The organism is Quyinboa sediminis (assembly GCF_042219855.1).
Classification (GTDB): Bacteria; Bacteroidota; Bacteroidia; order Bacteroidales; family UBA5342; genus JBHJHP01.
On record NZ_JBHJHP010000005.1, the window covers coordinates 424732 to 439911 of the forward strand.

Sequence of the window (15180 nt, forward strand, 5' to 3'; positions counted from 1 at the left end):
ATATTCTATTTAAACTTTATAACTACTTCAGTTTTTGCAATTTCATTAAATGACAGTTTATGAACCACCGTAACAAGCTCTTTCTTTTTTCTGCCTTCTACTGCAGTTTTTTCGGTTGTCTGAAGTTCAATGCCATCATCATCCACACTTTTAAGTACGCCCGTTAAAGGCTTTCCACCTACAGGAGTTACAGTAACATCCTTGCCAATGTTCTTTTTGTATTGTCTGAACACTTTAAATGGCTGACTCAGGCCTGCCGATGAAACTTCCAGATCAAAATCATCATTCTCCCTGTCAAGCTGTCCTTCAATCAGCCTGCTCACTTCAACACAATAATCAATATCCACCCCGGTATCAGAATCGATGTGCAACGTAATTTTATTGGATGCTGTCACATTTAAATCTACAATAAACACATCATCCTGATCAAGTTTCTCAGATATTATATCTTCTACCTGTTCCTTTGTTATCATCTCAATTCAGTAATAAAATAGGGGACAACTTGTCCCCTACTCAGATCACATTGCGGCGCAAAATTAAACATAAAAGTTTACTTTTCAAAATATTAAAACGTAATATTACAGGGGTCTGAGCTGGTAAAAATCCTTAAAAAAATAACTTACACAACAGCACATTATTCCATTCAATTTATGATGGAGTTCAAACGACAAAATCCCTGAATTTTGCCAATAAAAAACGACTGAAAACCGGAATAAAAAAACATATAAGTATTTATAATTCAATTAAACAGCTTAACAAAGATTAACGTAGATGGTTTGGTGTATGTTTTAAAATTGTCATAATTTTGAAACCTACAAAACAGGTAGATTTTTTCATAGTTAAGGTTTAGGTTAAATGGGTAAAAGGGTGGCGCTCGCCACCCTTTTTCATTTTATGTTCTGTCAGAGAGCGTAATATACTCCTGTCTTGGTGATACATTTTTATATGCCGGGCGAATAATCCTTCTGCTTTGGAAAGTTACTTCCTCAATTCTGTGGGCACACCATCCAGTTATTCTTGCCACCGCAAAAATCGGAGTGAACAATTCTTTGGGAATTTTAATGCTGTTATACACATAACCCGAATAAAAGTCAACATTGGCAGATACGGTTTTGGAGCTGCCTCCTTTGAATTTTGAAAATACTTCAGGTGCAAGACGTTCAACGGTGTTATACAGATAATACTCATCCAGATTACCTTTTTCTTCAGCCAGCATACGCGCCTGTTCTTTTAATAGAACCGCACGGGGATCTGATTTGGTATATATGGCATGGCCTATTCCATATATTTTACCTGAACCATCAAATGCCTCCCCTTTTAGTATTTTCATCAGGTAAGCGGCAACTTCCGATTCATCGTCCCAGTGTTTTACATTCTTCTTAATATTTTTCATCATCTCGAGTACCTTGAGGTTTGCTCCACCATGCAGGCGCCCTTTAAGTGAACCAATTGCAGCACCAATGGCCGAATAGGTATCTGTTTGCGATGAACTGACCACGCGGGTTGTAAACGATGAGTTATTCCCGCCACCGTGTTCTGCGTGCAGTACAAGACAAAGATCAAGGACTGAAGCTTCAAGTGCGGTATAATCCCTTCCTTTTAACATGTAAAGAAAGTTTTCAGCAGTACTCAGATCAGGTTGCGGATGTCTTATGATCAGTGATTTTCTTTGATAGGAATGACGCATTCCATAATATGCATACGCAGTAATTACTGGAAATTTAGCAATAAGATTCAGGGACTGATCGATCAGATTCGGAAGGCTGTAATCTTCTGCTTTGGGATCTTCGGAATATAAACTTAAGACTGATCTGGCCAGCATATTCATGACGTCCTGTCCGCGAAGTGAAAGGATCATGTTTTTTGAAAAGAACTGTGGCAGATCCCTCAGCGTTGTTAAGTAATCCGAAAATTCCTGAAGCTCCGTCTTATTCGGTAGCTTCCCGGCTAAAAGCAAAAAGGCAGTTTCGTCAAATCCATGACGTCCGCATTGCTGAAAACCATGCACCAGGTCACTTATTTCAACTCCCCTGTAGAACAGGTTCCCCTCTACCGGTACTATCTTATCATTCTCCTTCACATAACCTACAACATCCCCGATGTTCGTTAACCCAACAAGTACACCGGATCCATCGGCGTTACGCAAGCCCCGTTTTACATTGTAGGTATTATATAACTCCTTGTCAATCTGACAGGCATCATAAACCAAATCTGCTAAATTCTCAACCATAACCAATTATTTTATTTACTGTTCTTTTACCAAAAGATCTAATGCATTGTTTACCTTTTCAAAATTAAACTGACCAAAAATTCCGTCAAAATAAGAAGCTATTTCTCTGGTGCATAAGTTACCTATACTGCCTTCATGTGTATGTGTAACTTCCTTTTGCGGATGATAATTCCCTGCCTCAATATCCAGTCCGATCTTTTTATAAGCCTCCCTGAACGGGACACCATCCAGTACCATCCTGTTCACCTCCTCAACACTGAACAGATAGGCATATTTATCATCTTCCAGTATGGAATCATTAATTTTTATTTCCTTCAACGTATGAACCGAAATCTCAATGCACTTATTCAGATCCTCAAACGCAGGAATAAACACCTCCTTAATTATCTGCATATCCCTGAAATAACCGGAAGGCAGGTTTGTCATGACTGAACTTATGGTAACCGGAACAGATTGAATTACATTACATCTGGCCCTAACCAACTCGAATACATCCGGATTCTTTTTGTGTGGCATTATACTTGAACCGGTTGTAAATGCATCCGGCAAAGTAATAAAACCAAAATTCTGGCTTGAATACAGACAGGCATCCATGGCCAGCCGTCCAAGTGTCGAAGCAATTCCGGCCAACGCAAAACCTACTGTTTTTTCCATCTTTCCCCGCCCCATCTGTGCATACACAACGTTATAATTCATGGTGTCAAAACCAAGCAGGTCTGTAGTCAGCTGTCGTTTTAAAGGGAATGAAGAACCATAACCAGCAGCAGAACCCAGGGGGTTTCGGTTGGTTATTTTCCATGCTGCAAGTAAGGTTTGTAAATCGTCTGCAAGACTTTCGGCATAAGCGCCGAACCATAAACCAAATGACGATGGCATGGCCACCTGCAAATGTGTATATCCGGGCAACAGCACGTCCCTGTACTTTTCGCTCAGTTCCTGTAAGCTGGTAAACAATGCTTTAACATTCCCGGCCAGTTCTTCAATTTGCTTTCTTGCATAAATCTTAAGATCCACTAAAACCTGATCATTTCTGGATCGTCCACTGTGAATTTTCTTACCCACATCACCTAACCTATTAGTAAGCAAAAACTCAACCTGGGAATGGACATCTTCAATTCCATCCTCTATTGCAAAATTACCACTCTTTATATCATGGTAAATACTCCGCAGTTCCTTCTGAAGGACGGGTAATTCATCATCAGCTATCAGCTTAATTTGATTAAGCATGGCTATATGAGCCAAGGAACCCAATACATCTGATTCCGCAAGGTAATAATCCAGTTCACGATCTTTACCAACGGTGAATGATTCCACCATGTCGTTCACGGATACATTTTTTTCCCATAATTTCATAATCATCAAATAAGAGGTAAATAAATTCAGATAGGCATTCAATCTGATCCGGGGAATGCAAATCTATCATAAACGGACTGTTTGTTCAAGTCAAAATTATAACATGACACGCCCGGTGCATAAAAAAACAGAATGACTAAGCTTCACCCTGCGGACCGAATCCCATGGGGATATTATGGTTGTTTCCTCCTTCAGGCAAATTAATAGTTCCGTGAAAAGATTCAAATTTCTTAATATTTTCCTGTAATGCCAGCATTAAACGTTTGGCATGTTCCGGTGTCAGCACTATTCTTGATTTTACCTTTGCTTTGGGTATTCCCGGCATTATGCGCACAAAGTCCACTACAAATTCACTGCTCGAGTGCGTGATGATTGCCAGATTGGAATATGTTCCCTGCGCTACTTCTTCGGTGAGTTCAATATTAATCTGCCCCTTTTTATCCTGTTTATTTTCCATGTTTTTAACTTTTTCGCTAAGATACAAAAAAAGGGTGTCTTTAAAAGACACCCTTTATCTATAGTTTTTGTAACTGCTATTCACCTAAAGCCTCAACAGAATCCGTAATGTTTTTTCTGGCATTTACCAGTTTTTCATACTCTTCTTTTGAACCTACAACCAGTTTATCGTACTCTCTTAAACCGGTACCTGCAGGTATAAGGTGACCACAAATCACATTTTCCTTCAATCCTTCCAGATCGTCAACTTTTCCATTGATTGCAGCTTCATTCAGCACTTTAGTCGTTTCCTGGAATGACGCAGCAGACATGAACGATTTAGTTTGCAGTGCAGCACGTGTAATCCCCTGAAGCACCTGACTTGATGTTGCAGGAATAGCATCCCTTGCTTCAACCGGTTTCAGGTCTCTACGCTTAAGCTGGCTGTTTTCATCACGCAAACGACGGGATGTAACAATCTGACCTTCTCTGAGTGTTGTTGAGTCTCCTTTTTCAACTACAACTTTCTTGCCCCAGATGTGATCATTTTCTTCCATGAACTCGTTCTTGTCCACAATTTGTTTCTCAAGGAAAATAGTATCTCCCGGATCTTCGATATACACTTTACGCATCATCTGACGAACGATAACCTCAAAGTGCTTGTCGTTAATCTTAACACCCTGCAGACGGTACACATCCTGTACTTCATTAACAATATACTCCTGTACCTTGGTAGGACCTTTGATATTCAGAATATCATTCGGTGTAATGGCTCCGTCAGACAGCGGAATACCGGCACGGATATAATCGTTTTCCTGAACCAGGATCTGTTTTGAAAGCGGCACAAGGTATTTTTTCACCTCTCCGGCTTTTGAAGTGATGATGATCTCGCGGTTACCACGTTTAATTTTTCCGAATGAAACTTCTCCGTCAATTTCAGCTACTACTGCCGGGTTAGACGGGTTCCTTGCTTCAAATAACTCGGTAACACGTGGAAGACCACCTGTGATATCACCTGCTTTACCAACAGCACGCGGAATCTTCACAAGTATCTGACCGCTTTTAACTGCAGTACCTTCCTGGATAGAAATGTGCGCTCCTACAGGCAGGTTGTATGATTTCAGGACATCGCCCTTATCATTTACAATCTGCATACTCGGAATCTTGTTCTTGTCTTTGGTTTCTGTGATAATTTTCTCACTTAAACCTGTCTGTTCATCCGATTCACGCTTATAGGTTACACCTTCAATCACATTTTCAAATTCAACCTTACCGGCCATTTCCGATATGATAACGGCGTTATAAGGATCCCATTCACAGATTTTGGTGTTTTTCTCAATATCCGCTCCTGGTTTGATGTACAGTTTTGAACCGTAAGGAATGGTATGTGTCGATAATACAATATTTGTTTTCTTATCGATAATACGCATCTCTGCAAGACGGCCGATGACGACATCAATATTTTTACCAAACTCATCCACGTGAGGGACAGTACGTAACTCTTCAAATTCGGCAACACCGTCATATTTAGAGATTACACTGTTATCAGTTGCAATGTTTCCTGCAGTACCACCTACGTGGAACGTACGCAGTGTTAACTGTGTACCAGGTTCACCGATTGACTGTGCTGCAATAACACCAACAGCTTCTCCTTTCTGAACCATCTTGCTTGTTGAAAGGTTGCGTCCATAACATTTGGCACAAACACCTCTCTTGGATTCACAGGTCAGAACCGATCTTACTTCAACTGTTTCCAGTGGTGAATTTGCAATCAGGTTAGTCACCTGTTCTGTGATGATTTCGCCGGAACGAACAATCAGATCACCCGTTTGCGGATGATAAATATCATGAACAGTTACACGTCCAAGAATTCTTTCCTCCAGAGATGCAACAATTTCTTCTTTGTTCTTAATAGCAGAAATACTTAACCCACGCAGCGTTCCACAGTCTTCTTCCGTAATAATTACATCCTGCGAAACGTCTACCAAACGACGGGTAAGATATCCAGCATCAGCTGTTTTAAGAGCCGTATCCGCAAGACCCTTACGGGCACCGTGAGTAGAAATAAAATACTCAAGAACCGAAAGTCCTTCCTTAAAGTTAGACAAAATCGGGTTCTCAATAATCTGACCTCCCTCAGCACCGGACTTCTGTGGTTTTGCCATCAATCCCCTCATACCGGATAACTGACGGATCTGTTCTTTAGAACCCCTTGCACCGGAATCAAGCATCATATAAACTGAGTTGAAACCCTGGTTATCTGTGCTTAACTGTCTCATTACCGTTGAGGTCAGCCTTGAGTTAATATGCGTCCAGGTATCAATAATCTGATTATAACGTTCATTATTTGTAATGAAACCCATGTTATAATTAGCCATTATATCTTCAACTTCAGCATAACCTTCAGTAACCAGTGTTTCTTTCTCTTCAGGAATAATAACATCTTCCAGGTTAAAGGAAAGACCTCCTCTGAAGGCATTATAGTAACCCATATCCTTAATAGCATCAAGGAAATCAGCAGTAACAGCGGTACCACACTTCTTATAGATGGTTCCGATGATATCACGTAATGATTTCTTGGTCAGAATTTTGTTAATATAACCAACCTCTTTTGGAACGGCTTCATTAAAGAGCACCCTTCCAACGGTTGTATCAATGATTCTGATTATAATATTTCCTTCCTCATCCACATCGGTGGTTCGCACCTTAATTTTGGCATGCAGCGCTACCCTTTTCTCATTGTAAGCAATGAGTACCTCTTCGGGTGAATAGAATGTAATCCCTTCACCTTTAGCTCCGTCGCGCTCCTTGGTAATATAGTACAGACCCAAAACCATGTCCTGAGAAGGAACGGTAATCGGAGCTCCGTTAGCCGGGTTAAGAATATTATGAGATGCAAGCATTAACATCTGTGCCTCAAGAATTGCCGCATTTCCCAGTGGTAAATGAACAGCCATCTGGTCACCGTCGAAGTCGGCGTTGAACGCTGTACATGCCAGCGGATGCAACTGAATGGCCTTACCTTCTATAAGCTTGGGCTGGAAGGCCTGTATACCTAAACGGTGCAGTGTCGGAGCACGGTTCAACATAACAGGATGTCCTTTCAAAACGTTTTCCAGGATATCCCAGATTACAGGCTCCCTTCTGTCCACAATCTTTTTGGCAGATTTTACTGTTTTTACAATTCCTCTTTCAATCAGCTTTCTGATCACAAAAGGTTTGTAAAGCTCTGCAGCCATCTCCTTAGGAATACCGCACTCGTGCATTTTAAGTTCCGGTCCGACAACAATTACAGAACGGGCTGAATAGTCAACCCTTTTACCGAGCAGGTTCTGACGGAAACGTCCCTGTTTTCCTTTCAGACTGTCTGAAAGAGATTTCAACGGACGATTTGCTTCCGTTTTAACTGCACTGGCTTTTCTTGAGTTATCGAACAAACTGTCAACGGCTTCCTGGAGCATACGTTTTTCGTTACGTAAAATCACTTCAGGAGCCTTAATATCTATCAGTCGTTTTAACCTGTTGTTACGGATGATTACCCTTCTGTAAAGGTCATTAAGATCCGATGTCGCAAAACGTCCACCATCCAGCGGAACCAATGGTCTTAACTCAGGAGGAATAACAGGAACAATTTTCACAATCATCCATTCCGGCTTATTTCTTCCTCTTGATGCACGAAATGCTTCCACTACCTGAAGTCTTTTCAATGCTTCATTTTTACGTTGCTGCGACGTTTCATTGTTTGCTTTGTGACGAAGATCGTACGATAAACCATCGAGGTCAAGACGAGACAACAGATCATAAATTGCCTCTGCTCCCATTCTTGCAATGAACTTATTCGGATCATCATCATCAAGCATTTGGTTTTCTCTAGGAATAGTATCCATGATATCAAGATACTCCTGTTCTGTGAGAAAATCCATCACATTAATCCCGTCTTCTTCTTTTATTCCCGGCTGTATAACAACATATCGTTCATAATAAATTATGCTGTCCAGTTTCTTTGTCGGTAATCCAAGAAGATATCCAATTTTATTTGGTAAAGATTTAAAGTACCAGATGTGAGCCACAGGAACTACAAGCTGTATATGTCCCATACGTTCCCTTCTCACCTTCTTTTCAGTGACTTCAACACCACAACGGTCACAAACGATCCCCTTGTAACGAATACGCTTATATTTACCGCAATGACACTCATAATCCTTTACAGGGCCAAAAATCCTTTCACAGAAAAGACCGTCCCTTTCAGGTTTATAAGTTCGGTAGTTGATTGTCTCTGGCTTCGTAACCTCACCGCTTGAACGCTCCAGTACTTCTTCAGGAGAAGTCAAACCGATTGAAATGCGGGTAAAATTACTTTTAACTTTATTATCTTTTCTGAATGCCATAAAGCAATATATTAAAAATCAAAAATTCAATTAAAGAACACCACTTACTCTTACTACTCCAGGTTAATGCTTAAGCCTAAACCACGAAGTTCATGTAACAATACATTCAGGGATTCCGGAATACCTGGTGTAGGCATTGAATCTCCTTTCACGATTGCTTCGTAAGCCTTTGCTCTTCCTATAACATCATCAGACTTAACAGTAAGAATTTCCTGTAAAATATGAGATGCACCAAATGCTTCAAGAGCCCAGACCTCCATCTCACCAAAACGCTGACCACCAAACTGTGCTTTACCACCGAGAGGCTGCTGTGTAATAAGTGAGTAAGGACCAATGGAACGGGCATGCATTTTATCCTCAACCATATGACCCAGTTTCAGCATGTAAATTTCACCTACTGTTGCCGGCTGATCGAAAGGCTCACCTGTTCCTCCGTCGTAGAGCTGAGATTTACCGAATGCAGGCAGATTAGCCTTGGCCATCCAGTTGTCAATATCCTCCAGTTTTGCTCCGTCAAAAATCGGTGTTCCAAATGTACAACCCAGTACTCTTCCGGCCCATCCCAGAACAGTTTCGTAAATCTGTCCGAGGTTCATCCTTGAAGGCACACCCAGTGGGTTCAGTACGATATCAACAGGAGAACCATCTTCAAGGAACGGCATATCTTCGAAACGTACAATGCGTGAAACAATACCTTTGTTACCATGACGTCCGGCCATTTTATCACCAACAGTAAGTTTACGCTTTTTAGCAATGTAAACCTTAGCTAACTGCACAATGCCTGCAGGCAAATCATCACCAACCTGTATGCTGTTTTTGCGTCTTTTGGTTCTGGCATCAAGCTCTTTAAATTTCAACTGATAATTCATAATTAACTGACGAATCATGTCATTCTTATGTTTATCAGTAGTCCATTTATCGATATTAATGTCTTCGTAATTCAGTTCAGAAAGCTGCTTTTGAGTAAACTTCACACCCTTAGGAATAACTTCCGTACCAAGGTTGTCTTTAACACCCTGTGATGTTTTACCATTTACAAGAACAAACAGTTTTTCTATCAGTCGTTCTTTATAGGCTACAGCCTTTTCTTCAAACTCTGTATCAATTTTAGTAATGATCTGTTTGTCACCGGCTCTGCCCTTGCGTGATTTAACAGCACGTGAGAACAGTTTTTTGTCGATAACCACACCGGACAAAGAAGGAGAAGCTTTCAATGAAGCATCCTTAACATCACCTGCCTTATCACCGAAGATGGCGCGAAGCAGTTTTTCTTCCGGTGATGGATCTGATTCCCCTTTCGGAGTGATCTTACCAATTAAAATATCACCTGGTTTAATATGAGCGCCAATTCGGATCAATCCGTTTTCATCAAGATCCTTTGTTGCTTCTTCACTTACGTTCGGAATATCTGAAGTCAATTCTTCAAGACCACGTTTGGTATCTCTGACCTCAAGTGCATACTCATCTATATGGATGGATGTGAAAAGGTCTTCGCGTACAACACGTTCAGAAATTACAATTGCATCCTCAAAGTTGTATCCTTTCCAGGGCATAAAAGCGACACGAAGGTTACGTCCCAGTGCCAGCTCACCATTATCTGTAGAGTACCCTTCGGTAAGAATCTGACCTTTTACAACAGATTCACCTTTTTCCACAATCGGACGAAGGTTGATACATGTATTCTGGTTTGTTTTGTTGAATTTCGGTACGCGGTATACCTTCAGGTTATCATCAAAAGAGACAAATGCTTCATCGTCCGTACGTTCGTAACGGATAACAATTTCTTCAGCATCCACACGTTCCACTACGCCGTTGTGTTCTGCAACAAGCTGTGTTCTTGTATCTTTAACAATCTTACCTTCAAGTCCTGTACCAACCAGCGGTGCTTCAGGCGAAATTAAAGGAACGGCCTGGCGCATCATGTTTGATCCCATCAACGCACGGTTCGCATCGTCATGTTCAAGGAACGGAATGAGTGATGCTGCAATCGATGCAATCTGGTTTGGTGCAACGTCCATCATATCCACTTCTGAACCTTCAGCAAGTGGAAAGTCACCATCTAATCTGGCTTTAACTTTCTGATTAACAAAACTACCGTCTTCATTTAACGGTGCATTTGCCTGTGCGATGGTTCTTCCTTCTTCCTCTTCCGCACTCAAATATATTGATCCCTCAATTGAAAGGTCTACAACGCCCTCTTTTACCTTACGATACGGCGTCTCAATAAACCCAAGATTATTGATTTTTGCATAAACACAAAGAGAAGAGATCAAACCAATGTTTGGACCTTCCGGTGTTTCAATAGGACAAAGGCGTCCGTAATGTGTATAGTGAACGTCACGCACCTCAAAACCGGCACGTTCACGCGACAGACCACCGGGTCCCAATGCAGACATACGCCGTTTATGGGTCATTTCAGCCAATGGGTTGGTCTGATCCATAAACTGTGAAAGGGCGTTTGTTCCAAAGAATGAATTGATAACGGATGAAATTGTTTTTGAGTTGATCAGGTCGATCGGAGCAAAAACTTCATTATCACGTACATTCATTCTTTCACGAATCGTTCTTGCCATACGTGAAAGCCCGACACCAAACTGGTTATAAAGCTGTTCACCAACGGTACGTACACGACGGTTACTCAAGTGGTCAATATCGTCCACATCCGTTTTGGAATTAATCAATTCAATCAGATGTTTGATAATCGCAATAATATCCTGTTTGGTCAGTACGCGTTCTTCCATATCAATGTCCATGCCGAGCTTTTTATTGATACGGTAACGGCCTACATCACCAAGGTCATATCTTTTATCTGAAAAGAACAGTTTATCCAATACATCACGTGCAGCCATATCATCTGCCGGTTCAGCATTACGCAGCTGACGGTAAATGTGATATACAGCTTCCTTTTCAGAGTTACACGGGTCTTTTTGTAACGTATTGTAAATGATAGCGAAATCTGAATGGCTTAAATCCTCCTTATGCAGAAGAATAGTTTGTGTGCCGGAATTCAGAATTTCCTCAATATGTTCATTTTCAATGATGGTTTCCCTGTCAATTATGACTTCGTTACGTTCGATGGATACCACCTCTCCGGTATCTTCATCCACGAAGTCTTCAATCCAGGTTTTCAAAACACGTGCTGCGAGTTTTCTTCCCACAATACGTTTTAAACCTGCTTTTGAAACCTTCACCTCTTCAGCGAGGTCAAATATTTCAAGAATATCTTTATCGGTTTCATAACCAATTGCCCTCAATAACGATGTAACCGGAAGCTTTTTCTTACGGTCAATATAAGCGTACATCACGTTATTGATGTCTGTGGCAAATTCAATCCAGGAGCCTTTAAAAGGAATGATTCTGGCTGAATAAAGTTTTGTTCCGTTTGCATGTATACTCTGTCCGAAGAACACTCCCGGTGAACGGTGCAACTGAGATACAATAACACGCTCAGCACCATTAATTACGAATGTTCCTTTTTCAGTCATGTAAGGGATAGGTCCCAGGTATACATCCTGAATTACTGTATCGAAATCCTCATGTTCAGGATCAGTACAGTACAGTTTAAGCTTTGCTTTCAGAGGTACACTAAACGTCAATCCTCTTTCAATACATTCCTGGATGGAATATCTCGGGGGATCGATATAATAGTCTATAAACTCTAATACAAAATTATTTCGGGTGTCGGTTATCGGAAAATTTTCAGCAAAAACACTGTATAAACCTTCGTTTTTTCTGTTTTCCGGTGTTGATTCTAACTGAAAAAACTCCTTAAACGACTTAATCTGGACCTCCAGAAAATCAGGATAATCCAATTGATTTTTGATTGAGGCAAAAGAAATCCTCTCTTTTTTTTGTACTGAAGACATTTACCAATCAATTAGTTTTATGAATGACTGAATTATGCTCTCATAATCCACTATGCAAATCTGCAAAATATCGATCTTCAAAACAGCCCGAAGATCAAGGACTTTTATATACAGAAAAAGGTTTAGAACCTCAGAGAGGCTCTAAACCGTAATCCGGACAGACCGGTGATGTTTTATTTAACTTCAACTTCAGCACCAGCTTCTTCAAGCTGTTTTTTAAGTGCTTCAGCTTCGTCTTTGCTAACACCTTCTTTAATGGCACCTGGTGCTTCATCTACTACAGCTTTAGCCTCTTTCAATCCAAGACCTGTTAATTCTTTAACAAGTTTAACGATTGCAAGTTTAGATGCACCTGCAGATTTTAAGATTACATCGAATTCTGTTTTCTCTTCAACAGCAGCACCAGCTTCTCCTCCAGCAGCAGGACCGGCAACGGCAACAGCGGCAGCAGCAGGTTCAATACCATATTCTTCTTTAAGGATGCTTGCTAATTCATTTACTTCTTTAACTGTAAGGTTTACTAACTCTTCAGCAAATTTTTTCAAATCAGCCATTTTTCTATTTATTTAATTATATTTCAAAAATTTGATATAAAAAACTACTCTCTTTCTTCCATTGCTTTTAACAAGCCGTGGATTTTGCCACCTGCAGCGCCCTGAAGACCTGAGATAACATTTTTAGCTGGTGATTGCAACAATGCAATAAGATCACCAATGAGCTCATCTTTGCTCTTAATTGTTGCGAGAAAATCCAACTGATTTTCACCGACATAGCAAGATTCTTCTACAAAAGCAGCCTTAAGTACAGGCTTGTCTGCTTTTTTTCTGAATTCCTTTATCAGTTTTGCAGGACCATTACCGGTATTGCTAAACATTACCGATGTATTTCCTTTTAAAACAGGATATAGTTCGCTATAATCTTTTTCGCTTTCTTCAAGAGCTTTTTTAAGAAGTGTATTCTTTACTACAATCAGCTTTATGTCTTTATTGAAGCACTCTCTTCTAAGGTTGCTTGATTTTACAGAATCGAGATCCGCAATATCAGCTAAATAGAAGTGACTATACTCTTCAAGTTTTGATGACAAATCGCTTATCAATGCACTTTTATCTTCCTTTTTCATTTTCTTGTCCTATTAAAGATTAAAACTCTTTAGGGTCCACTTTGATACCTGGACTCATGGTACTTGAAAGATAAATGCTTTTAATGTAAGTTCCTTTGGCAGCAGATGGTTTCAGCTTATTCAAGGTGTCAATAAATTCCTTGGCATTGTCCACCAGCTTATCGGGAGTAAAGTTTACTTTACCGATAGATGTGTGTACGATTCCGTATTTATCAACTTTAAAATCGATTTTACCTTGTTTAACTTCACTCACAGCTTTACCAACTTCCATTGTAACAGTACCGCTCTTAGGGTTTGGCATTAAACCACGAGGCCCTAAGATTCGTCCTAACTGACCAACTTTCCCCATTACAGGAGGCATGGTAATAATTACGTCGATATCTGTCCAACCACCTTTGATTTTGTCAATGTAATCGTCCAGACCCACATAATCTGCTCCAGCTGCTTTTGCTTCTTCTTCTTTTTCGGGTGTACATAAAACCAGTACCCTGGTTTCTTTACCTGTTCCGTGCGGAAGAGAAACGATACCTCTAACCATCTGGTTAGCTTTTCTAGGATCTACACCTAAACGAACATCTATATCAACCGATGCATCGAATTTGGTAAAGGTAACTTCCTTAACCAGCTCTGATGCCTCAGCTAGAGTATAGGCTTTTCCGGCTTCAATCTTTTCTAAAGCAGCTTTTTGATTTTTTGTTAATTTACTCATCTTCAAAATTCTGTTTTATTGATTAACCGGAAACTCTCCGGAAACAGTGATTCCCATACTTCTTGCAGTACCTGCAATCATCTTCATGGCAGACTCAACTGTGAAACAGTTAAGATCGTTCATTTTATCTTCGGCGATGGCTTTAACCTGATCCCAGGTTACCTGAGCCACTTTTTTCCTGTTTGGTTCAGCTGAACCGCTTTTTAATTTAGCGGCTTCAAGCAACTGAACGGCTGCAGGAGGCGTCTTGATGACAAAATCGAACGATTTGTCGCTGTAAACAGTGATAACAACCGGTAAAACCTTACCAGCCTTATCCTGAGTTCTGGCATTGAATTGCTTGCAAAACTCCATGATATTAACACCCTTAGCACCTAATGCAGGTCCTACTGGTGGTGAGGGATTCGCTGCTCCTCCTCTGATCTGTAACTTTATAAGTCCAGCAATTTCTTTAGCCATGATAAATCGTTACTTTGAAATTGTTAATTTTACAGGAATTCTGACAAAGGCGTAACATCAATTGCCTATTCCTTTTCAACATCCATGAAGCCAAGTTCCAGCGGAGTTTTACGTCCGAAGATCTTAACCATCACTTTCAACTTTTTCTTCTCCTCATTAACTTCCTCAATGATACCGTTGAACCCGTTAAAAGGTCCGGAAGTAACTTTGATTGTTTCGCCAACGAAGAAAGGAACGGCCATTTCTTCCTCAGAATCAGCCAGCTGATCCACTTTTCCTAAAATCCTGTTAACCTCAGATAACCGCAGAGGCGTTGGCAGTTCCCCGCCATCCCCCAGGAAGCCGATTACATTAGTTAGATTTCTTAATGTATGAGGCACCTCACCAACGAGAGCCGCTTCGATTAAGATGTAACCAGGAAAAAAGTTTCTCTCCTTACTGATTTTCTTACCGTTCCTGATTTGATAGACCTTTTCTGTTGGGATTAATACCTGAGAAACGTATTTCCCTAAATCGGTATTAGCCATCTCGTGCTCAAGAAGCTCTTTAACCTTCTTCTCTTTACCACCAATAGCCCTTAATACATACCACTTTTTTTCTAATTTCTCAGTCATGCCCAC

General features: G+C 40.5%; 11 protein-coding genes. All 11 read right to left on the bottom strand.

The features are described from left to right. Window positions 1–5: 5 nt before the first annotated feature. The 11 genes from rimP to nusG all read right to left on the bottom strand — a co-directional run bounded on the left by rimP (window position 6) and on the right by nusG (window position 15174). Window positions 6–473, bottom strand: a complete 468-nt coding sequence (gene rimP, locus ACE1EF_RS14235) for a ribosome assembly cofactor RimP (RefSeq protein WP_375721350.1) — start codon at window positions 471–473, stop codon at window positions 6–8. 419 nt (window positions 474–892) lie between these two features. Further along, window positions 893–2230, bottom strand: coding sequence for a citrate/2-methylcitrate synthase (locus tag ACE1EF_RS14240; RefSeq protein WP_375721351.1), 1338 nt, complete (start codon window positions 2228–2230; stop codon window positions 893–895). 15 nt (window positions 2231–2245) lie between these two features. Continuing rightward, complete coding sequence (gene argH, locus ACE1EF_RS14245; protein ID WP_375721352.1) at window positions 2246–3583, bottom strand: argininosuccinate lyase; 1338 nt, start codon at window positions 3581–3583, stop codon at window positions 2246–2248. A gap of 136 nt (window positions 3584–3719) precedes the next feature. Next, the gene (locus ACE1EF_RS14250) at window positions 3720–4040 is read right to left on the bottom strand and encodes a DUF3467 domain-containing protein (RefSeq protein ID WP_375721353.1); all 321 of its coding nucleotides are present in this window, start codon (window positions 4038–4040) and stop codon (window positions 3720–3722) included. A 76-nt stretch (window positions 4041–4116) separates the two neighbouring features. Further along, the gene (gene rpoC / locus ACE1EF_RS14255; RefSeq protein WP_375721354.1) at window positions 4117–8406 is read right to left on the bottom strand and encodes a DNA-directed RNA polymerase subunit beta'; all 4290 of its coding nucleotides are present in this window, start codon (window positions 8404–8406) and stop codon (window positions 4117–4119) included. Window positions 8407–8459: 53 nt separating this feature from the next. Continuing rightward, the gene (gene rpoB / locus ACE1EF_RS14260) at window positions 8460–12272 is read right to left on the bottom strand and encodes a DNA-directed RNA polymerase subunit beta (protein WP_375721355.1); all 3813 of its coding nucleotides are present in this window, start codon (window positions 12270–12272) and stop codon (window positions 8460–8462) included. A 173-nt stretch (window positions 12273–12445) separates the two neighbouring features. Next, a complete protein-coding gene (rplL, locus tag ACE1EF_RS14265) occupies window positions 12446–12826 on the bottom strand; it encodes a 50S ribosomal protein L7/L12 (protein WP_375721356.1) in 381 nt (126 codons plus the stop codon). A 44-nt stretch (window positions 12827–12870) separates the two neighbouring features. Further along, window positions 12871–13392 carry a 50S ribosomal protein L10 gene (gene rplJ, locus ACE1EF_RS14270; RefSeq protein ID WP_375721357.1) on the bottom strand — a complete coding sequence of 174 codons (522 nt, stop codon included), beginning with the start codon at window positions 13390–13392 and terminating at the stop codon, window positions 12871–12873. Window positions 13393–13411: 19 nt separating this feature from the next. Beyond that, on the bottom strand, window positions 13412–14101 hold the full coding sequence (gene rplA, locus ACE1EF_RS14275) for a 50S ribosomal protein L1 (protein ID WP_375721358.1): 690 nt from the start codon (window positions 14099–14101) through the stop codon (window positions 13412–13414). Window positions 14102–14116: 15 nt separating this feature from the next. After that, window positions 14117–14560: a 50S ribosomal protein L11 gene (rplK, locus tag ACE1EF_RS14280; protein WP_375721359.1), complete on the bottom strand. Its 444-nt coding sequence runs from the start codon at window positions 14558–14560 to the stop codon at window positions 14117–14119. 65 nt (window positions 14561–14625) lie between these two features. Further along, on the bottom strand, window positions 14626–15174 hold the full coding sequence (nusG, locus tag ACE1EF_RS14285; RefSeq protein ID WP_375721360.1) for a transcription termination/antitermination protein NusG: 549 nt from the start codon (window positions 15172–15174) through the stop codon (window positions 14626–14628). Window positions 15175–15180: the final 6 nt, after the last annotated feature.

Bases quoted from the DNA above. Each gene is read 5' to 3' on its own strand.
- rimP (WP_375721350.1), bottom strand. From the start codon at position 473: ATGATAACAAAGGAACAGGTAGAAGATATAATATCTGAGAAACTTGAT.
- ACE1EF_RS14240 (WP_375721351.1), bottom strand. From the start codon at position 2,230: ATGGTTGAGAATTTAGCAGATTTGGTTTATGATGCCTGTCAGATTGAC.
- argH (WP_375721352.1), bottom strand. From the start codon at position 3,583: ATGAAATTATGGGAAAAAAATGTATCCGTGAACGACATGGTGGAATCA.
- ACE1EF_RS14250 (WP_375721353.1), bottom strand. From the start codon at position 4,040: ATGGAAAATAAACAGGATAAAAAGGGGCAGATTAATATTGAACTCACC.
- rpoC (WP_375721354.1), bottom strand. From the start codon at position 8,406: ATGGCATTCAGAAAAGATAATAAAGTTAAAAGTAATTTTACCCGCATT.
- rpoB (WP_375721355.1), bottom strand. From the start codon at position 12,272: ATGTCTTCAGTACAAAAAAAAGAGAGGATTTCTTTTGCCTCAATCAAA.
- rplL (WP_375721356.1), bottom strand. From the start codon at position 12,826: ATGGCTGATTTGAAAAAATTTGCTGAAGAGTTAGTAAACCTTACAGTT.
- rplJ (WP_375721357.1), bottom strand. From the start codon at position 13,392: ATGAAAAAGGAAGATAAAAGTGCATTGATAAGCGATTTGTCATCAAAA.
- rplA (WP_375721358.1), bottom strand. From the start codon at position 14,101: ATGAGTAAATTAACAAAAAATCAAAAAGCTGCTTTAGAAAAGATTGAA.
- rplK (WP_375721359.1), bottom strand. From the start codon at position 14,560: ATGGCTAAAGAAATTGCTGGACTTATAAAGTTACAGATCAGAGGAGGA.
- nusG (WP_375721360.1), bottom strand. From the start codon at position 15,174: ATGACTGAGAAATTAGAAAAAAAGTGGTATGTATTAAGGGCTATTGGT.